Genomic DNA, 19,173 nt, shown 5'->3' on the forward strand with positions numbered 1-19,173 from the left:
TCCTTTGAGGGTCATTAACTGAGCTGTTTGATGCTAGATCTTTCTAAGAAGACTTCTGGCGTGACCCATGTCAGTTGATTTAGAAACTCAACCTGAAAGCTTCCCGGTCCTCGACCAGTTGTTAGTTCAGCGGCGATTTCAGCGGCTACTCCATAGAAGGAGAGGGCTTCCACTGCGGCCTCCAACGAGGCACCACCACTTACCGCGAGAAATGCACCCACAACAGCACTGAGCAAGCAGCCAGTTCCTGTAACCTTCGTGAGAATAGGGTGACCGTTGCTGGCAATATAAGTGTTTTTTCCATTCGTGATCACATCGTCTTTTCCAGTTATGATGACCACACAGCTTAACTTCCTCGCAGCAGCTTCAGCCAAAAGGACTACATCGCCTTCACCTTCGCCAGCATCCACTCCTTTAATGGACCAACTCTCCCCAATCACATTAGCGACTTCAGCCACATTCCCCCGCAGTGCGGTGATTTGCATCTCATTCACTAGTTTTTGAGTGACAGCGGTCCGATAAGAAGTTGCGCCTGCACCTACCGGGTCAAGCACTAGGGGAACCCCGTGTTTATTAGCGGATTTACCAGCGAGCAACATAGATTGAATGGCGTAGTCATTGAGTGTGCCTATATTTAGAACTACAGCAGACGACATAGCGGCGATGTCGATCACTTCTTCGTGGGCATCCGCCATAAAGGGAGAGGCACCCAGCGCCAACAGACCGTTGGCTGAGAAATTGGCTACTACAATATTAGTGATGTTGTGGATCAAGGGGTTGGATTCCCGTACTTTGGCTAAGTAACTCATCATAATTCCTCCTCAAGCTTGTATGAATAACCAACTAAACGTTACAGATTGATAAAAGCTTCTTGTGCTTTAATATCTTCTGGTAGAAGATCGTTGGTGGATAACCACTGCTGAACCTTTTCCCAAGATGTCGGGTCTTGATAACCAAAAGTTTGATCGCCTGCATTCATCAGCGGCAGTAGAATTTCAAGACTTTTTTTCTCAATCTCCTTGTCGAGCGGTGAAGTTGCATCTTCATGTGCAATCAGTAAATCCAGGGCTTGTTCAGGATTCTGCTCCACAAATTCCTGTCCTTTTGTTATGGCATTTAGAAATTTTTTAAAGTAGGCTTCAGAATTTTGCAATCCTTGTTCGCTGGCCACCAGCACAAGCTCATAATAGTCAGGTACTCCGTAATCCGTTGGATTAAGCGAGGTGACCGGATGTCCCTCTTTTTCAAGGATCAGTTGTTCATGGTTGATGAATCCGCCCATTATTGCGTCCACTTGTCCTGTAGAGATCGCAGGGATAAGGTCAAAACCTACATCAATCAGCTTGGCGGATGAAGGATCGCCTCCATCACTCTGGATCATTGTCCGAATCATCGCTTCATAGAGCGGAATGGAGGAATAGCCGATTTGTTTTCCCACGAGCTCTTTGGGACTATGAATACTGCCTGCTTGAGGAACCATCAGATGATTCAGTGGATGCCGCACGATTGCTGCAATCGAACGTACAGGGATTTTCTCTCCGCGTGCCATAAGCACCTGAGGCTGATAACTGAGCGCTAGATCAATTTGATTTGCTGCTACAAGCTTTAGGGCGTCATTGCTGTCCGCAGGCATTTTGATCTCGACATCCAAACCTTCCTCTTGGAAAAATCCTTGCTGTTGCGCAGCGTATAGAAAGGAATGAACGGCATTGGGATACCAATCAAGCATAATCGTCAGCTTGTGTGACTGCTTATTATCGGTATTGGAGGAACCGGTTTGGGAGTTGTTATTTAGCTTGTCTGCCTTCCCGCAGCTGCTTAAGAGCAAAAGTGTGCATACTAGAAATACAGAAATAAGTCCTCGTTGTGGGGATTTTAAATGATTCATTGGTTAGATCCTCTTTTCTTTAAAAATAATTGTTCGAGTAAAGCTATCGCCAGAAAAAGCACAACACCAAGCGCGGACAGCAGAAATACAGCCGCGAACATTTCATCGCTCTGCATATTTCCGGCCATTCTGCGGCTGAAGTAACCGAGTCCTTTACTGCCGCCGAGCCATTCCCCGATAGTAGCTCCGATGACGCAGTATACAATGGACAGCTTTAAGCCAGAGAAAAAAGCAGGCAACGCCAGTGGAATTTGGGTTTTGACAAGCAGCTGCCAGCGGTTTGCACCAAATGTTAATAATAAGTCCTTGTAAGTCTGGCCACTTGTACGAAGTCCATCATATGTACTCACTACAACTGGAAAAAAAGCCGTCAAAAACACCACAGCCACTTTGCTCCACAGCGAATATCCGAACCACATAATAAAAATGGGCGATAGCGCAATTAATGGGACCGTCTGGCTAATGATAAGGAAGGGATAGATGGCCTTTTCTACGGGGCGAAACAGGAACATTCCAATACCCAGCAATACACCAAAAATCACAGAAAGGACAAAACCTACCAGTATCTCCTGCAACGTCGCTAATAAATGCTGTCCAAATAATAATTGCCTGTGCTCGATCAATGCGATGCCAATAGATGAAGGTGCAGGGAGAATAAAGGCTGGAATCAAGTGAAGGCGAACAGCTGACTCCCAGATTACAAGAATGAGCAGTACCAGAAGAAGGAAGGGACCATAGTTGTCTAGATGTTTTTTAAAAGGTATAGGTTGCATGCAATCTTCGCTCCAACTCTGCCCGTAGTGCTATAAACCGGGGTTCATAGTTCATCTTATAATGTCTTGGTTTTGGTAGATCGACAATGATCTCCTGTAATTCGCTGTGCGCACCGCCAGATAATAAATAAATCCGGTCACTGAGCAATAGTGCTTCTTCCAGATCATGAGTGATGAGCATAATCGTCTGATTCAGTTCACCCCATAACTCCAACAGCCAACGGTGTATCTCACGTTTGGTCATGGCATCGAGAGCGCCAAAGGGCTCATCCAGCAGCATAAGGCCACTTCCGCCTCCAGCCACTAAGGTGCGCAGAAATGCGACTCGCTGTTTCATTCCTCCCGAAAGTTCATGGGGATAAGCCTTCTCTACATCTGTTAAGCCGAAGCGGGCCAACATTTCCCGAATCTGAATGATTGTTTCCTGTTTACTAAATCTGGGCATGATCTCCCAGGGCAAAAGGCAGTTGTCGAGCACTGTTCTCCAAGGCAGCAATAAATCCTGCTGAGGCATATAAGCGATCTGACCTAAACGACTAGCGGTTGAGGGGAGCGTAGGGAGTTTTATTTTTCCATGAGTAGGTTCGAGTAAACCGGCAACCGTTTTGAAAAATGTGCTTTTCCCGCATCCGCTAGCACCTACTACGGAGACGAATTCCCCTTGCCTGATATCCATGGATAGTTTTGCGAATACAGGGGGTTGTTCAGTTTCCGGAAAAGAGTAGGTTAGGCCTTGAATAGATAAAATGGTCGTGATGATCTAACCTCCTAATATTTTTGTGGAGCGCCTAAACAAATAAAGACCCATCCATTTCCAGAGGAAATGAATGGGTCAAAAAGTTCATTCTGCATAATAACACTTAACATGCTTGATGAAAATTCTGCTCCACTTCCCTCCGCTGGTATGATCCAGATCAGGTTCCAAGGGTCCGGAGCTTGAAGCTCCGTCTCAGTCGGCCGACTCCCCTAGTGAAATAACAGGTCCATATTAATTTGTTTATAAATATACCATATCTTTCTGAGAAGTAAAGAGAGAAAGAAGTGAAGGATTAATCCAAGATTGGGTAAGATATAAGTAGAAATCTAGTTAATATTACAATTCCGATGTACATAATCGGAAAAAAGTATTGACGATCATGTGATGGCAGTGTACTATTCAATTTACCGGAAAAAAACCGGATAGAGAGAGGGGATTTAATAATGAAAAAATGGAGTTTAACTATTATATTGGCGTTAACCGTGGTCCTTGTAGCGGCTTGCGGCAATAATTCGAATACCAATACGGCTGCTGAACCAACAGCTGGAACGAATGGTGGAGCAGCATCTTCAGCGCAAAACAGTTTGGAGGCTGTGAAGGCCAGCGGCAAATTGCGGATAGGTACAGAAGGGACTTATGCACCTTTTACTTATCATGACACTGCGGGGAAATTGACGGGTTTTGACGTGGAAATTGCCGAAGAAGTAGCCAAACGTTTAGGTGTTGAAGCTGAATTTTTTGAAACTCAGTGGGATGGTATTTTTGCTGGGATGGATGCGAAACGGTTTGATGTCATTTTTAATGAAGTTTCCATTAACGAAGATCGCAAAGTGAAATATGATTTCTCTGAACCCTATATTGTATCCAAGGCAGTATTGATCGTGAGCGAAAACAATGAGGATATTAAGACCTTTGCTGATCTAAAGGGTAAAAAAGCCGGACAATCCCTGACCAGTAACTTATCCGACATCGCTCGTGAGAACGGTGCTGAAATCGTAGCTACGGACGGTTTCAATCAAGCGATGGACCTGCTGACTTCGGGACGTATTGATGCAACTGTGAATGATGGCTTGTCTTATCTGGATCTGAAAAAACAAAAACCAGATGCAAAAATTAAAGTGGTTGATGAGATTCCTGAAGGCTCACAAAGTGCCGCGGTATTCCTGAAAGGCAATGATGAGCTGGTGAATGCGGTCAGTGATGCGATTAAAGAGATGAAAAGTGATGGAACGTACTTGAAAATTTCCGAGAAATACTTTGGAGCTGACGTTTCAAAATAATACAAGGCTAGCAAGGCTAATTAAGCCTAGAAGCTAAAAAGGATGTCTGAATAATGGATGACCGCAAAATACAAATTTTCTTAGATACACTGCTACCCCTGCTTAAAGCCGGGGTGGCTTTTACCATTCCGTTGGCGCTACTTTCCTTTGTGCTTGGATTGATTTTGGCGATCCTAACCGCGTTGGCACGTCTTTCACCGTGGGTAATTCCGAAGCTAATCGCCCGTTTTTATGTATGGGTCATTCGGGGAACCCCGTTGTTAGTGCAGCTATTTATTATATTTTATGGTTTGCCGGCTGTTGGTATTGTACTCGACCCTTTCATTGCCGCCACCATTGGATTTACCCTTAGCGTAGGGGCTTACTCATCGGAAATCGTACGCGCTGCTATCCTGTCGATACATAAAGGCCAGTGGGAAGCTGCGTTCTCAGTCGGGATGACTCGTGGGCAGGCTCTGCGCCGCGTAATTCTGCCACAAGCTGCACGCGTTTCTGTACCGCCGTTATCCAATTCTTTTATTAGCTTGGTCAAAGATACATCGCTTGCAGCGATCATCACCTATACGGAGATGTTTAGAACTGCTCAGCAGGTAGCCTCTACCACTTATGAGCCTCTGCTGGTATACTCCGAAGCAGGATTGTTTTATTTAGTGTTCTGTTCTGTGCTGTCGGCGCTGCAAAATTACTTGGAGAAACGACTCGATCGTTACTCTGCGACCTAAAGGAGAGATACTTGTGATTGAAATCATTAATTTGCATAAATCCTTCGGCGCACTCCAAGTGTTAAAGGGTATTGATCTGAAAATGGAGCATGGAAAGGTACTTGTCATTATTGGGCCATCCGGCTCCGGAAAAACTACACTGCTGCGCTGTTTTAATCTGTTGGAAATCCCGGATCAAGGCAGCCTGTCACTCGGGGATATCACCATCAATTTTACAGATCATAAGAAAATTCCTCAGAATTCCGTATTAGCTCTTCGGCAGAAAACAGGGATGGTCTTTCAATCGTATAATTTATTTCCGCATATGACTGCGCTAGGCAATGTGATGGAGGGACAGGTAACTGTCTTGAAACGAACCAAGGAAGAAGCGCGTAAGCGGGGCCTTCAACTGCTGGCTAAGGTGGGTTTGGCTGATAAAGCTGATAACTATCCACATCAGCTGTCAGGAGGACAGCAGCAGAGAGTGGCCATCGCCCGGGCTATGGCAGTAGATCCAGAAGTGCTGTTGTTTGATGAGCCCACTTCGGCGCTCGACCCCGAGCTGGTAGGGGAAGTGCTTAAGGTCATCAAACAATTAGCAGCAGAAGGTATGACTATGGTGATTGTGACCCACGAGATGAAATTTGCCGCCGATGTAGCGGACCGGATCATTTTGATGGATGGCGGTCATATCTTAGAGCAAGGAACGCCGCAAGAAGTGCTGGAGCATCCGAAGAATCCCCGGGCTCTGCAATTTCTGAATAGACTGAATGGTGAAGAAGAGTAGAAAGACAATATATATGAAAAAGCAGCTCGGGAATCATCCGGAGCTGCTTTTTCGTGTGTAGATTATTCAAATGAGAAGAGTAACTGAAATTTGGCTTATCCTCCAGTTTTCAGGAACTCCAAAGCGTTGTAAAGCATAATCGCTGCTTCGGCACGGGTGAGTTCGCTTTTTGGATTAAACTTTCCGTTAGCGTCTAGAGTATTGATCTTGTATTTCAGGGAGCGCTGAATACTGCCTTGATACGCAGGGGTCAATGACGCTTCATCGGCGATATCTACTGGAACGATATTGATCATCGGCAGATTACCAACGCCTTCGATCGCTTGCACTAGATAGTTAGTGAATTGCTCTTTGGTCATAATTAGGCTAGGATCAATGTCTTTTGGAAGCTTAACTTGATTGTAATAAGCATTGATGAAGGCTTCAGCGTACCAGGCTTTGTCTTTTACTTTTGTGAACAAGCCGCTGGCAACAGGAGCTTTGTTAAAGTCAATGGCTGCGAGGCTGAGCTGAAGACCGCCGGAGATAAACTGAATCCCTTGGGCTGTAGTTACCTTAGAGCCAGGGAGAAATTGAGATTCGCTGACACCTTTAATTAACCCTTGATTTTTTAAAGAAATGATTTTTTCTTTGCCGTTTATGTTATCAATATCCTTAAAGGTGTTCCCAGCTGCAAACATCTGACCACCCAAAGAAAAGGAGAAAATGGCTACGGTTGTGATCGCTGCTAGTGTGCTTTTTTTCATGTTCATGTCTTTTCACCTCGTTGTATGGATAGGCTCCTTAGCCTTTGTCACTCCTTTAACGTTGTAAATTATGGAAAGGTTGCGGTCTAATCTGTATTATTTCACGAAAAAGTAGATTTTAATAGAAATATAGGCCAGATTGGGGTGTAGTACTTTGGATAAGTGGCATGAAATGATATAATGATGTCAGGCTCTTTTCATTCGTGGTTAATTTTGTTATGATTATATCGTAACGATTACTATTTATGGTTTGTCTTAACTGCATAAATAGGAGCGTCTCAGAGGGTACGGATGTTAAATCGTTCCGGGAAGGTAGGAGACCAAATGGATCAAATATCAAATATCAGTCAATTGTTTGCGGCGCAAAAATATAAATTAACGCCTCAGCGTGAAGCTATAGTGAACGTTCTGCTCGACAATGAGAAGGATCATTTAAGCGTAGAAGAAGTATATATGCTTGTTAAGAACAGCTATCCACATCTGGGCCTGGCAACGGTATACCGTACACTTGAGCTTTTATGTGAGCTACACATTGTAGAGAAGATGAACTTCGGAGACGGAGTTGCCCGTTACGATTTGCGCGGGAACGATCATTCGCATATGCATCATCATTTGATATGCAGCGTATGCGGTCGGTTGGAGGAAATTAAGGACGACTGGCTTGTGGAGCTGGAGAGAAGAGTGGAACGTGAATATGGCTTTAACGTCACGGATCACCGCCTTGATTTCAAGGGTACTTATGGAACATGTAAACGTACTGGCTGCAAAAAAGCAAAAGCAGAAGCAGATAAAGCAGTCTCGTAAGATTGCTTTCTAACCTAAAGACACAGGCTTTCTCTAAGCCTGTGTCTTTTTTGATTACTGCGTTCTAGGAAGTCTAGCTTCGAGTAGGTACAAAGGATTTGATCCACGTTCCGAAACTGCCAGGGTTACGGCTCTGAACGAGAATTACACCTTCTCCACGGAAGCGGCAGACAAGTGCTTCACCACTAGTTATGCTGTTAAGCCAGCCAGAGGCTGCCTTTTCCACCTTGTAGTCCATATAGTCTGGCCATGCTACGAGGTGTCCGTTATCGATAATCATTTCTTCACCAGGTCCTAAATTTATTGCATGGATAGCACCGAAGGAAGACAGGAACACCGTTCCTCTGCCACTGATTTCTACAATGAAGAAGCCTTCACCGGAGAAGAGCCCTCTGGTTAAATTCTGCATTTTGGTATTTACTTGAATGCCTTCAGTTCCGGCGAGAAATCCGTCTTTTTGAACTAACAGTTTATACGATCCGTCTAATTCTATCGCCTGAATATCGCCGAGTGAGCCAGGCGACAGCAATACCTCACTTTGACCACGGGTCGCTCTAAGTTCTTGAAAGAAGAATTTCTCACCGCTCAGCATTCTCCCGAGACCGCGCATTAAACCACCATCCACGGTTCCTTTTAATTCTACGTTAGGTGACATCGCGACCATTGCGCCCATTTCAGCCTTTACGCTTTCACCGGGATTTAGTTGGACCTTTAACATAGCAAAAGCACCTTCATACAAAACCTGGTAATTCATCCTTTAAACCTCCGCATCTATTTAGATAAGATAGAATACTAGCTTTGCTCTAAGTGTAACGGAATTCTTGCTTCGCTCATAGTCTGGAATATGTTAAAATGAAGTTGTCTTATAGATGTAAGATCAATAATCATTCACCCATGAATAGGAGAGTGGTGTCACATGGCACGAACCAAGACACAAAAAGCCTTGCGTAAGGCAGAGCGCTCCGGAACCTGGTGCGCAGCACAGAGTCGTAGATTGAATAGTGATTATGGAGCCATTTCACAGCATGTACGATTAACACCAAGCAAGCAGGAACAATTGAATAAGAATAGATATAAGGGGCAGATCTTCCAAGATGATGCTCCTTTTTTATTGGCTATTTGATAAGAGAACATCGCTCAGCGTATAGTAATTGAAGAAATAATATATAGGAGATGTATCCCTGATGAAACAAAATAAATATGACGATTCGAATTTCTTCTCCGCCTACCAGCAAATGCCCCGTTCTATTGGAGGGCTTGCAGCAGCAGGAGAATGGCATGTATTAAAGGCGCTTCTTCCAGACTTACATAATAAAAGTGTGCTTGATCTGGGCTGCGGCTTTGGCTGGCATTGCCTATACGCCCGTGAGCAGCAGGCGAGTTCAGTTATAGGTGTGGATATCTCTGAAAAAATGCTGCAACAGGCGCGTGAAAAAACGAACGATCCTGCTATAACTTATATCCAGCTGCCGATTGAGGACATTGATTTTGCGAGCGAGCAATTTGATGTGGTTCTCAGTTCATTGGCTTTCCACTATATTGAATCTTTTGCAGCCATCTGCCGAAAGGTGCATTCGTTTCTTAAGCCTGGCGGGAGTTTTATTTTTTCAGTGGAGCATCCAATCTTTACTTCACGTGAAGAGCAAGACTGGTATGCCGATGAGCAAGGCAACCGCCTGCATTGGCCCGTAGATCATTATCAATCAGAAGGACTTCGTGAAACTAAATTCTTAACAGAAAATGTGATTAAATACCATCGCACGATTTCCACCTACTTTAATGACCTGATTGAAGCTGGCTTTACTATTAAAGCGGTTAAAGAACCAAAGCCTTCAGAAGAAATGAGTAATGATCCTTGGATGAAGGATGAGGAGCGTAGACCGATGTTCCTGATCATTTCGGCTGTAAAAGAATAATCTCATGCTCACGAGTTATATTCGAATATAGAAGCAGGGGTTGTCCTAAAAGTAGCTTTTTCTACTAAGGGACAACCCTTTTGCAATGAAACGGGTTTACTTCATTTACACCTGTTCTCTGCTGTGCACACGATATTCTCTTGGTGACATCCCGAAACGACTTCGGAAGACCCGGTGAAAATAGGTGTAGTTCGCAAAACCACAAGTTTCTGCTACTTGCTCCAGCGGCATGGGACTGAAGGTTATCCGTTCTCTGGCCATTTCCAGTCGGACATCGTTTACATATTTAATAATACTGGTCCCAAAGGCTTCCTTAAATAAATGAACGGCCCGCGAGACGGATATACCCACAAAACCTGCTACATCTTCCAATAGAAAGGGTAGGGTTGCGTGCTCCTCAACATATTGCTTCATTCGGTATGCCAGATAACCTTTTGGAGTAATTGCTGGCTGGTCTGTAATTAGCCGGTCGATTTCCATACATAGAATTTGCAGATAGCAGGCAGATATTTCTGGAGAGAAGTCGGAAAGTCGACGGTGCTCCAGAATCAATTGGCGAAACAAGCCAAGAAAACTCTCACTAAGCGGCACACTTAGGCGAGTGGGTCTTTGTGAACGTTGCCACCATTCATCAATCCATGTTCCTCCGCAAAAGATATGATAATCTCCGCTTTCAATTCGTGGCTTGCCCACAGGGTACTCTTCTTTATCTATGATCAAATAGTAAGGATCATTTGGAGCGAATAGCATAATATCCCCGCTTTCCACAGGTGACATCACACCATTGATCAATGCACGGCTTCTTCCTTCCGTTTGCAGACGTATAAGAAAGTTCTGGTTCCCTTGACTTTGAGACATATGAAAAGGCTTGCGATGAAAAGAAAATCCGGCTGATAATACGTGACAGGTAGCAGAATGAGTCATAGGTCCTCCTGAGTGTATTGAAATGATAAGCAGATTGTTCATGTTTTAATCATATTATTCATTTTAATATATACGCTTTCATATTACTATGTAGCTAAGCAATAAAGAAAGAAATCGACCATCAACGCTAGAAACAGTCGGTATTAGCTGTGCTTACAAGAATGACAGTTTAAGGAAACTGATGTGAATCAGATTAGTCAATTCTGTTACAGCATTATTGTTCAAGTGATTGTCACTACAGAAAGCTAACTTTAAATCCAATTGGAGTGATTCGAAAATGCTGAAGATAGGCCTGCAATTGTATACGCTCAGAGAAGAACTGGAACAGGATTTTGAAGGGACACTGCGTAAAGTAGCAGCCCTTGGTTATAAAGGTGTGGAGTTTTTCCATTACTTCGGCCGTAGCGCAGCAGATGTCAAACAATTGCTTGATGAACTTGGACTAGTAGCGCTGGGCGCACACCGTCCCTATGACGCGTTGTTGAATGATACAGAGGCAGAGATCGCGTACAACCTGGAGATTGGAAATCATCATCTGATTGTGCCGTATCTGTCAGAAGAACAACGTAACTATGAAGAAGTTGCTGCGAATCTGAAGATTATTGGAGAAAAGTGTAAGGCGCGTGGAGCGGTTCTTTTGTACCATAATCATGACTTTGAGTTAACTGATCGATATGGTGACCGTACAGCGTTTGACGGTTTGTTTGAAGAGGTGCCAGCTGATTTGCTGCAAGTTGAAATGGATACATGCTGGGTACATCACGCAGGTTATGATGCCGTAGAATATATCAACAAATACGCTGGCCGGTTGCCAATCATCCATCTTAAAGATTTGAAGAAACATGAGGATGGTTCACCGGAAACGGTTGTTCTAGGCGAAGGAGAAGTAAACCTTACAGCAATTCTTGATGCGGCTGTACAGGCAAAGGTAGAGTGGGCGGTAGTGGAGCAGGATTATTGCAGCCGTTCACCATTAGGAAGTGTAGAAGATAGTTTGAAATGGGTAAAAGCATACGCTAATCAAGGGGGAAATGTTCATGTCTAAAAAGTTGAGAATTGCTATTGTCGGTTGCGGTGGAATTGCTAATGGAAAACATATGCCAAGTTTGTCACGTCAAGCAGATGCTGAAATGGTAGCCTTCTGTGATATCGTCGAAGAACGTGCACAGGAAGCAGCAAAAACCTATGGTGCTGAAGGCGCGGCTGTATATACAGATTATCAAGAGCTTTTGAAAGCCGGAGGATTCGATATCGTGCATGTATGTACACCGAATGACAGTCACTCCGTGATCACAATCGCAGCATTGGAAGCTGGCAATCATGTAATGTGTGAGAAGCCAATGGCGAAGACTACAGCTCAAGCACAGGAAATGTTAGAGGCTGCCAAACGTACAGGCATGAAATTGTCTGTAGCTTATCAGAACCGTTATCGTGCGGATAGTGAATATCTTAAAGACGTTTGTGAAAACGGTGAGCTTGGTGAGATCTATTATGCAAAAGCGATTGCCGTTCGTCGTCGTGCGGTTCCTACATGGGGCGTATTCCTGGATGAAGAAAAGCAAGGCGGCGGTCCGCTGATCGATATCGGTACGCATGCGCTTGATCTAACATTATGGATGATGGACAATTATAAACCGCGTAGTGTTATGGGCTCGACTTTCCATAAGCTCGGTAACCGTAAAAACGGCGGAAATGCCTTTGGTCCATGGGACCCTGAACAATTTAAAGTAGAAGATTCAGCATTTGGATTTATTACCATGGAAAATGGTGCTACAATTGTACTGGAATCAAGCTGGGCTCTTAATGTATCTGAATTTGGAGAAGCGAAGACGCTCCTAGCAGGTACAGAGGGTGGCGCAGATATGAAGGACGGGTTACGCTTAAATGGTGACCGTGGTGGCCGTCTATACGAGACTAAAATTGACTTGTCCGCAGGGGGAGTAGCTTTCTTTAACGGAGGACAAGAGAGTGAATCCGATCGTGAAGCTCGCTTGTGGCTTGAAGCAGTTCGGGAAGATAAAGAACCAGTAGTTAAACCTGAACAAGCCCTTGTCGTTACCCAAATTTTGGAGGCTATTTACGAATCTTCCCGTACAGGTCGTGCTGTGTATTTTGACGGAACATCAGATAACTAAACGAGAAGCAGGTGTGAAGTTCATGAGTTCAAACAGACATTCTGTAGTCATTGTTGGTTTTGGAGGAATGGGAAGTTATCACGCAGGATTGATAAAAGAGACCTCTACCTTAATCGTAGTTGGAACGTACGATGTGCTTGAAGCACGTCGTACCAATTCCAACGACGCTGGCTACAAGGCGTACCAAAGTTATGAAGAAGTATTGGCAGATTCTTCGGTCGAAATTATTCTAATTGCCACACCGAACGATGTGCACAAAGAAATTGCGATTCGTGCATTACAAGCTGGCAAACATGTCATTTGTGAGAAGCCAGTTGCTCTATCTAAGGTTGAATTTCAAGAAATACTGGCGGCGGCTGATCAAGCCGGACGTGTGTTTATGGTGCATCAGAACAGACGTTGGGATGAAGATTTTTTAACCATCAAAAAAATGTACGACGAGGAGACGATTGGATCCCTATTCCAGATCGAATCCCGTGTGCACGGAGCGAACGGAATTCCTGGTGACTGGCGTCATGTTAAGGCACAAGGCGGAGGGATGCTGCTGGATTGGGGCGTTCACTTATTGGACCAGCTATTATTCATGATTGATAGCAAAATCACCAGTGTGAGCAGTAGTCTAAGCTTTATTTTAGGAAACGATGTCGATGACGGTTTTGAAGCTATTCTGCAATTTGAGAATGGAATTAAAGCGATCGTAGAGGTTGGCACGACTAACTTTATTACTTTGCCAAGATGGTATGTGAAGGGTATCGAAGGCACTGGAATTATTGAAGACTGGTCTTTAACTGGAAGATTGGTGACAAGAAATAATGCAGGCGAAAAAATCGAACCGAAGCCGATTCGTGCAGGTGTAGGACTAACTAAAACTATGGCACCTCCATCGGAGGGGGCAACGATCACTGAGGAATTACCTCAGCCGTCGGAGTTAAGCTCTAGCTTTTATGATAATTTCGCTGCTGTCATTGAGGGTACTGCAGAACCTATCGTTAAGAACGCTGAGGTTATGCGGGTACAGAATTTGATTGAAGTTATTTTTGAAGCTGCTGAGAGTAATCAAGTGGTGAAGAATTTTGATCTTTACGATAAATAATAAGTAAACTATTTCCAAGAGGAGGTGGCCTACAATGAAACTTGGAGTATTTATGGTCTTGTTTGGAGGTCGTAAGCTGGAGGATGCTCTTGATTACGTAGTATCCAAAGGGCTAAAGGCGGTAGAAATCGGTACGGGAGGCAATCCTGGCAACAGCCACTGCGACCCTAAAATGCTGCTGGAGAATGAAACAGCCTTACAAGAATTCAAACATGCCGTGGAATCTCGCGGACTTACAATCAGTGCTTTGAGCTGCCACGGTAACCCATTGCACCCGCAAAAAGAACTTGCTCAAAAGGATCATGAGGATTTCGTAAACTCGGTCAAATTGGCGCAGAAGCTAGGGGTTCCGGTTGTGAATACCTTCTCTGGATGTCCTGGAGATCATGAGGGTGCTAAATATCCGAACTGGCCTGTAGCTCCATGGCCCAATGATTATCAAGAAATTCTGGACTGGCAATGGGAGAACAAGGTTATTCCTTATTGGAAAGAATGGGGTGCCTTTGCCGCTCAGCATGATGTAAAGGTAGGTCTTGAGCTGCATGGCGGATTCTCTGTACACACACCAGGTACTCTGCTGCGGCTGAGAGAAGCAGCAGGTGAAGTGATCGGTGCGAACCTTGATCCGAGTCACATGTGGTGGCAAGGAATTGATCCTGTGCAAGCGATTCATATTTTGGGACGCCAAGGTGCAATCCATCACTTCCATGCGAAGGATACCGTTATTGATCCTGTGAATGTCAATATGCACGGATTAACTGATATGCAGTCGTATACCAAGATGCTTGACCGTGCTTGGCAGTTCCGTTCTGTCGGCTTTGGACATGATCTTAAGACTTGGGCTGACATTATTAGTGCACTTCGTTTGGTTGGGTATGACTATGTGGTTAGTATCGAGCATGAAGATGGGCTGATGTCTATTGAAGAAGGTTTCTCCAAAGCTGTAAGTAACCTTCAACAAGTATTGATTGAGGAGCCACTGACAGAAATGTGGTGGGTTTAAACGAAATGGAGAGCTTCACGAAAGTTAAATTAAATGATGAACAGCTGGATATTTTGGTGAAAGCGGTTTTCGGTTCAGAAACTGCGGTTAACCTTAGTTCAGAACTTACGGGAGGCTTTTTTAATACAGCCTATGATTTGGAACTCAGCACTGGGAAATCTGTCATTCTAAAGGTTGCCCCTGCTGTAGAGACAGATACGTTAAGTTACGAGAAGAACATTATGCGAACTGAAGTGGAAGCTCTCCGTATGGTTGCAGATAAGGGTGTTGTGCCCGTGCCTGCCGTCTACCATTATGATGAAAGTCTGCTGCTTATTCCTATTCCGTATTTCTTTATGGAGAAGGTGGAGGGCCAGCCCTACAGTGATGTAAAGGAGAGTCTTTCGCTTCCGGAGAGAGACGCTATCGAAACTGAGCTGGGGCGTTACAATCGCATAATCAATGAGATACGCGGAGAACGTTTTGGCATTTTTGGAACGGATTCAGAGGAGCCAAGAGCCTCGTGGAGAGAGACCTTTTCATGCCTGATGGAAAGTGTGCTTGCTGATGCCAAGAGGCTGAATGCACAGCTCCCTGCGTCCAGTGAAGAGATTATGCAGGAGGTTTCCAAGTATCTCCCTGCATTAGATGCCGTAACCGAGCCACGACTGGTGCATTGGGATTTATGGAATGGGAATGTATTTGTGAAGGATGGAGTCATCGTATCGCTGATTGACTGGGAGAGAGCCCTATGGGGCGATGTGCTGATGGAGTATTATTTTAGGCATTTTGAGAATTCTGCCAGTTTCTATAAGGGGTACGGAACAACCTACGACAGTCCGAACGAGATTCAGCGGAAGAAGCTTTATGATCTTTATCTTGATCTTATTCTTGCTATCGAATGTTATTCACGCAAATATGCAGACGAAGGTTATGTCCGTTGGACGCATGATAACTTGACTGAGGGTTGGAACCGTTTTAAAGGCAGCAGTGAATGAAGGTTATAGGTGTGAAAAATGACGTGCGAAAGCACGTCATTTTCCTGTATCTAATTAGATTGGAGGATTACCATGCAGCCGTTAAAAATACCGAGAGAACATAAGCTTCAGATTACAGCTAGTATTCAAGAATATTTTGACACAGAGCTGTCCAGTGAAATTGGGCAATTAGCCAGCGAGAACCTTCTCGATTTTATGCTCAAAGAACTTTCGCCTTATATTTACAATCAAGCGTTGGCAGATGCACGAAAAATGATTGAGCAAAAGATGATTTCTCTGGAAGAGGAGATTTATGCTCTCGAACAACCCTTATCCTCAGGCAGAAGATAATCCAAAAACACGATTAATTTTAGCGCAGATTTATAACAGTTACGTCTGGATCAGTATCAGCTTCGTAATCTACACCTTCAGTCTCGAATCCAAATAGCTGGAAGAATTCCTGTTTATAGCTATGCAGATCCGTTAGGTCGTAGATATTGTCTGAAGTAAGCTGGTCCCAGATTTCTATAACTTCTTGCTGGACTGCCGGAGACAATTCCCAATCATCTATACGGATACGCCCTTCTTCATCCACAGGAGTTCCTTTCGCTGCGTAGAGATGTTCAGCAAACAACCGATAGGTTTGCTCAATACAACCTTCATGAAGACCGTGCTCTTTCATGACTTTGTAAAGGGCGGAAATATAGAGGGGCACGACAGGAATCGCCGAGCTGGACTGTGTGACAAGACCTTTTGTGACCGCTACATAAGCTCTACCGTGAGTAACAGATAACGCTTCGTTAAGTGTTCTTGCCGTAGCTTCGAGATGGTCTTTAGCAAGTCCAATCGTTCCCTGGCGATATACGGCTTGAGTAAGCTCTGATCCGATATACGAATAAGCAATAGTGGTTGCGTGATCAGCTAATACTCCGGCTTGCTGGAGTGCTTCTATCCATAACTGCCAATCATCACCGCCCATCACCCGTACGGTATCATGAGCTTCCTTATCGGTCGCGGGTTCGATGGAGATTTGAGTGACTTCACCCGTATGAAAATTTACAGTTTTGTTGGTAAAGGTGTCGCCAATAGGTTTGAGAACAGAGTTATATACTTCACCTGTCTCCGGGTCTGTACGGCGCCCAGAAGCAACACTGTAGATGACCAAATCGACTTGTCCTAATTCGCTGCGGATCAGCTGAATCGTTCTTTCTTTGGTCTCTTTGGAGTAAGCATCTCCCGTAACGCTGTAGGATTGCAGGCCTGCAGACTCCGCAAGTTGTTCGAAGGCGGCGGAATTGTACCACCCAGCAGAGGCTGTACGGGCTCCATTGCTGCTGCTCGGCCGATATACGCCTACTGTGCTGGCTCCAGCCCCAAAGGCGGCTGTAACCCGTGAGGCGAGGCCGTAGCCTGTGGATGCGCCAATGACAAGTACCTTCCGGGGTCCTTTGATCGCGGGTTGTGCCTTAATATACTCAATTTGCCGCTCGACTTGACGAGCGCAGCCTTGCGGATGTGCGGTTGTACATATAAAGCCACGTGTTCTAGGTTTTATGATCATAATAATAGTTTCCTCTCTTTCATGAAAAGCAGCTAATGATACGTGTTATTTCTAATTTTAACAATTTTCATTCCAATGGAGAAGGATTGTTTATCTTTCTTATATCAAATACAATGAATCCCGGGCTTTTATGAGGTTGGATTTTTGCATTTTTACTTAACTCTGTATGGTGGTGAAGTCTTGGAAAGTCAGACTAAAACAAAATTGACGGTTGAGCAGCAGGACATCCTGGTGGGTGCTGCTTTTGGAAGCCATGTGAAAATCATTCAAAGTACGGAATTGACGGGAGGTTATTTCAACGCAGCTTATGACCTCCTATTGTCAGATGGCAGAGCTACGATCCTTAAAATATCGCCATCCGATGAGACAGACACGCTAAGTTACGAGCACGATATCATGGCTACAGAGGTTGCGGCAATGCAGCTAATGAAGTCTAAAGGAACGGTACCTGTGCCTGAGGTATACGCTTATGATAACAGCAGAAATTTAATATCGAGTGACTTTTTTTTCATGGAGAAAATAATCGGCCAGCCCTATAATGAAATTAAGGAAGAGCTTAGTCCGCAGCAAAGAAGTTGTATTGAGGAAGAATTAGGTCGTTATAGCCGGATTATCAATGAGATTCAAGGGGATCATTTCGGATTATTTAATGTATCCTCGAAGATAAAGGGGACTTCTTGGCGGGAAACCTTTCAAAATTTGATTGGCAACCTCCTTGATGATGCTCGGCGCTTAGAGGCAAAGATGCCCATTCCTTTAGAAAAGATTGAGGCGGAGATCAACAGCCGTATACATGTGATGGATGTGGTCACTGAGCCACGTTTAGTTCACTGGGATCTATGGGATGGGAATGTGTTTGTACGAGAGGGAAGCATTGTTGCCTTAATCGATTGGGAACGGGCGTTATGGGGCGATCACCTTATGGAATATTATTTTCGCTATATTGAGGATTCTGAGCATTTCTGTAGAGGTTATGGGGACAGCTTTGATAGCCCTAATGAATGTGTACGCAAAAAGCTCTACGACTTATATATCGATTTAATTTATTTCATTGAGTGTTATTCGCGTAAATACGATAGCCAAGGCCATTTCCAGTGGGCACAGGATAATCTGCTGGAAGGTTGGGAACGTTTCATGGGTTAGGACATTTTCAGCAAGATTACAACATAAGAAGGTAAGGAGGCTGAGCAGGAGAAGGGAGAGGATTCTCATGTTTGAGTGGCTAAGTGTACATATAGATATCGTAAGTTTGCTGTGGCTGTTGCCGATCCTATTTATGTTTCATGATTTTGAAGAAATATTAACGATTGAAGCATGGGGGGCAAAGTATAGAACCAGGTTAGAGGACGCAATTCCTTCGTTTATGCGCAAGACGTATCATTCGATGTTACAAATGACTACACGTAATTTTGCAATGGACGTATTATTCGTGTATATTTTTATAGTGACGGTAACTTGTATTGCAGTATTCTTTTCTAATTACTTATTGTACTTGGCAGTGCTTGCGGTATTTTTCTTACATGTATTTACTCATCTAGGACAGACGATATATTTAAAGATATATACACCAGGGGTAGTTACAGCAGTACTAGTAGTTCTTCCCTATTCTCTTTATGCGTATTATCGACTATTGAATGACAACTTGGTATCCCTTGGAGATATCGGATGGTCTCTGCTGTTAGTTCTTTTGCTGCTTCCGCCAATATTGTGGTTGTTAGTGAAGAATAGAACTCGCATTAAACAGAACTAGTACATAAGGCTGCTGCTGGCCATATCTTTTTCAGAAAAATCTTGACTAGAACCCTTAGAACTAGATAAAATAATACTTATTGCTTACAACTTGGTGAGA

At 44.2% G+C, this 19,173-nt stretch carries 22 protein-coding genes and 1 riboswitch; of the genes, 14 read left to right on the plus strand and 8 right to left on the minus strand.

What is annotated here, in order from left to right; genetic code table 11:
• Window positions 1–14 precede the first annotated feature (14 nt).
• From thiM to NST94_RS12300, 4 genes are read right to left on the minus strand one after another with little or no spacing between them, the layout of a single operon-like run.
• On the minus strand, window positions 15–809 hold the full coding sequence (thiM, locus tag NST94_RS12285; RefSeq protein ID WP_076125949.1) for a hydroxyethylthiazole kinase: 795 nt from the start codon (window positions 807–809) through the stop codon (window positions 15–17).
• Window positions 810–850: 41 nt separating this feature from the next.
• A complete protein-coding gene (locus NST94_RS12290; protein WP_248548110.1) occupies window positions 851–1,888 on the minus strand; it encodes an ABC transporter substrate-binding protein in 1,038 nt (345 codons plus the stop codon).
• Window positions 1,885–2,661, minus strand: a complete 777-nt coding sequence (locus tag NST94_RS12295; protein ID WP_081383239.1) for an ABC transporter permease — start codon at window positions 2,659–2,661, stop codon at window positions 1,885–1,887. Before NST94_RS12295 ends, NST94_RS12290 begins: the two co-directional genes overlap by 4 nt.
• On the minus strand, window positions 2,642–3,337 hold the full coding sequence (locus tag NST94_RS12300) for an ABC transporter ATP-binding protein (RefSeq protein ID WP_248548111.1): 696 nt from the start codon (window positions 3,335–3,337) through the stop codon (window positions 2,642–2,644). The genes NST94_RS12295 and NST94_RS12300 overlap by 20 nt, the downstream gene beginning before the upstream one ends.
• A gap of 198 nt (window positions 3,338–3,535) precedes the next feature.
• Window positions 3,536–3,639, minus strand: a riboswitch (TPP riboswitch).
• Window positions 3,640–3,861: 222 nt separating this feature from the next.
• Between NST94_RS12300 and NST94_RS12305 the strand changes: the two genes are divergently transcribed.
• Genes NST94_RS12305 through NST94_RS12315 form a run of 3 tightly spaced genes read left to right on the plus strand, consistent with a single transcriptional unit; the run spans window position 3,862 to window position 6,186 of the window.
• Window positions 3,862–4,698: an amino acid ABC transporter substrate-binding protein gene (locus tag NST94_RS12305; protein ID WP_076183478.1), complete on the plus strand. Its 837-nt coding sequence runs from the start codon at window positions 3,862–3,864 to the stop codon at window positions 4,696–4,698.
• Window positions 4,699–4,751: 53 nt separating this feature from the next.
• A complete protein-coding gene (locus NST94_RS12310; protein ID WP_036686309.1) occupies window positions 4,752–5,420 on the plus strand; it encodes an amino acid ABC transporter permease in 669 nt (222 codons plus the stop codon).
• 13 nt (window positions 5,421–5,433) lie between these two features.
• Window positions 5,434–6,186: an amino acid ABC transporter ATP-binding protein gene (locus NST94_RS12315; protein ID WP_076189904.1), complete on the plus strand. Its 753-nt coding sequence runs from the start codon at window positions 5,434–5,436 to the stop codon at window positions 6,184–6,186.
• Between the two features lie 95 nt (window positions 6,187–6,281).
• On the opposite strand, the gene NST94_RS12320 is transcribed toward NST94_RS12315, so the two are convergent.
• The gene (locus NST94_RS12320; RefSeq protein ID WP_076125959.1) at window positions 6,282–6,938 is read right to left on the minus strand and encodes an S-layer homology domain-containing protein; all 657 of its coding nucleotides are present in this window, start codon (window positions 6,936–6,938) and stop codon (window positions 6,282–6,284) included.
• A gap of 318 nt (window positions 6,939–7,256) precedes the next feature.
• Here NST94_RS12320 and NST94_RS12325 point away from each other — a divergent pair, with 318 nt between their 5' ends.
• Entirely contained in the window at window positions 7,257–7,736 is a 480-nt protein-coding gene (locus tag NST94_RS12325; protein WP_036686314.1) for a transcriptional repressor, read from the plus strand.
• 73 nt (window positions 7,737–7,809) lie between these two features.
• On the opposite strand, the gene NST94_RS12330 is transcribed toward NST94_RS12325, so the two are convergent.
• Window positions 7,810–8,490, minus strand: coding sequence for a TIGR00266 family protein (locus NST94_RS12330; RefSeq protein ID WP_036686316.1), 681 nt, complete (start codon window positions 8,488–8,490; stop codon window positions 7,810–7,812).
• A 162-nt stretch (window positions 8,491–8,652) separates the two neighbouring features.
• On the opposite strand from NST94_RS12330, the gene NST94_RS12335 reads away from it, so the two are divergent.
• Complete coding sequence (locus NST94_RS12335) at window positions 8,653–8,859, plus strand: hypothetical protein (protein ID WP_076301831.1); 207 nt, start codon at window positions 8,653–8,655, stop codon at window positions 8,857–8,859.
• 61 nt (window positions 8,860–8,920) lie between these two features.
• A complete protein-coding gene (locus NST94_RS12340) occupies window positions 8,921–9,652 on the plus strand; it encodes a class I SAM-dependent methyltransferase (RefSeq protein ID WP_076189905.1) in 732 nt (243 codons plus the stop codon).
• Window positions 9,653–9,757: 105 nt separating this feature from the next.
• Here the strand turns inward: NST94_RS12340 and NST94_RS12345 are convergent, their stop codons facing one another.
• Window positions 9,758–10,576, minus strand: a complete 819-nt coding sequence (locus NST94_RS12345; RefSeq protein ID WP_339282010.1) for an AraC family transcriptional regulator — start codon at window positions 10,574–10,576, stop codon at window positions 9,758–9,760.
• Window positions 10,577–10,853: 277 nt separating this feature from the next.
• Between NST94_RS12345 and NST94_RS12350 the strand changes: the two genes are divergently transcribed.
• The 6 genes from NST94_RS12350 (at window position 10,854) to NST94_RS12375 (ending at window position 16,114) form a co-directional block, all read left to right on the plus strand.
• Window positions 10,854–11,621, plus strand: a complete 768-nt coding sequence (locus NST94_RS12350) for a sugar phosphate isomerase/epimerase (protein WP_339282011.1) — start codon at window positions 10,854–10,856, stop codon at window positions 11,619–11,621.
• Window positions 11,614–12,711 carry a Gfo/Idh/MocA family oxidoreductase gene (locus NST94_RS12355; RefSeq protein WP_036686323.1) on the plus strand — a complete coding sequence of 366 codons (1,098 nt, stop codon included), beginning with the start codon at window positions 11,614–11,616 and terminating at the stop codon, window positions 12,709–12,711. Before NST94_RS12350 ends, NST94_RS12355 begins: the two co-directional genes overlap by 8 nt.
• Before the next feature lie 22 nt (window positions 12,712–12,733).
• Window positions 12,734–13,804, plus strand: coding sequence for a Gfo/Idh/MocA family oxidoreductase (locus NST94_RS12360; protein WP_248548113.1), 1,071 nt, complete (start codon window positions 12,734–12,736; stop codon window positions 13,802–13,804).
• Window positions 13,805–13,838: 34 nt separating this feature from the next.
• Window positions 13,839–14,807: a sugar phosphate isomerase/epimerase gene (locus NST94_RS12365; RefSeq protein WP_076101695.1), complete on the plus strand. Its 969-nt coding sequence runs from the start codon at window positions 13,839–13,841 to the stop codon at window positions 14,805–14,807.
• A 5-nt stretch (window positions 14,808–14,812) separates the two neighbouring features.
• Window positions 14,813–15,784 (plus strand): aminoglycoside phosphotransferase family protein, encoded by a 972-nt coding sequence (locus NST94_RS12370; RefSeq protein WP_076301955.1) that lies wholly within the window; start codon window positions 14,813–14,815, stop codon window positions 15,782–15,784.
• Between the two features lie 72 nt (window positions 15,785–15,856).
• Window positions 15,857–16,114 carry a DUF2164 domain-containing protein gene (locus NST94_RS12375; RefSeq protein WP_076125970.1) on the plus strand — a complete coding sequence of 86 codons (258 nt, stop codon included), beginning with the start codon at window positions 15,857–15,859 and terminating at the stop codon, window positions 16,112–16,114.
• 19 nt (window positions 16,115–16,133) lie between these two features.
• Here NST94_RS12375 and fabV read toward each other — a convergent pair whose 3' ends face one another.
• Window positions 16,134–17,324, minus strand: coding sequence for an enoyl-ACP reductase FabV (gene fabV / locus NST94_RS12380; protein ID WP_076301833.1), 1,191 nt, complete (start codon window positions 17,322–17,324; stop codon window positions 16,134–16,136).
• Window positions 17,325–17,504: 180 nt separating this feature from the next.
• On the opposite strand from fabV, the gene NST94_RS12385 reads away from it, so the two are divergent.
• Both NST94_RS12385 and NST94_RS12390 read left to right on the plus strand, forming a co-directional pair.
• Complete coding sequence (locus NST94_RS12385; protein ID WP_076301956.1) at window positions 17,505–18,467, plus strand: aminoglycoside phosphotransferase family protein; 963 nt, start codon at window positions 17,505–17,507, stop codon at window positions 18,465–18,467.
• A 67-nt stretch (window positions 18,468–18,534) separates the two neighbouring features.
• Complete coding sequence (locus NST94_RS12390; protein ID WP_076125975.1) at window positions 18,535–19,074, plus strand: HXXEE domain-containing protein; 540 nt, start codon at window positions 18,535–18,537, stop codon at window positions 19,072–19,074.
• The last annotated feature ends 99 nt before the right edge of the window (window positions 19,075–19,173 follow it).

Source organism: Paenibacillus sp. FSL H8-0282, assembly GCF_037963825.1.
GTDB classification, from domain to species: domain Bacteria; phylum Bacillota; class Bacilli; order Paenibacillales; family Paenibacillaceae; genus Paenibacillus_AQ; species Paenibacillus_AQ odorifer.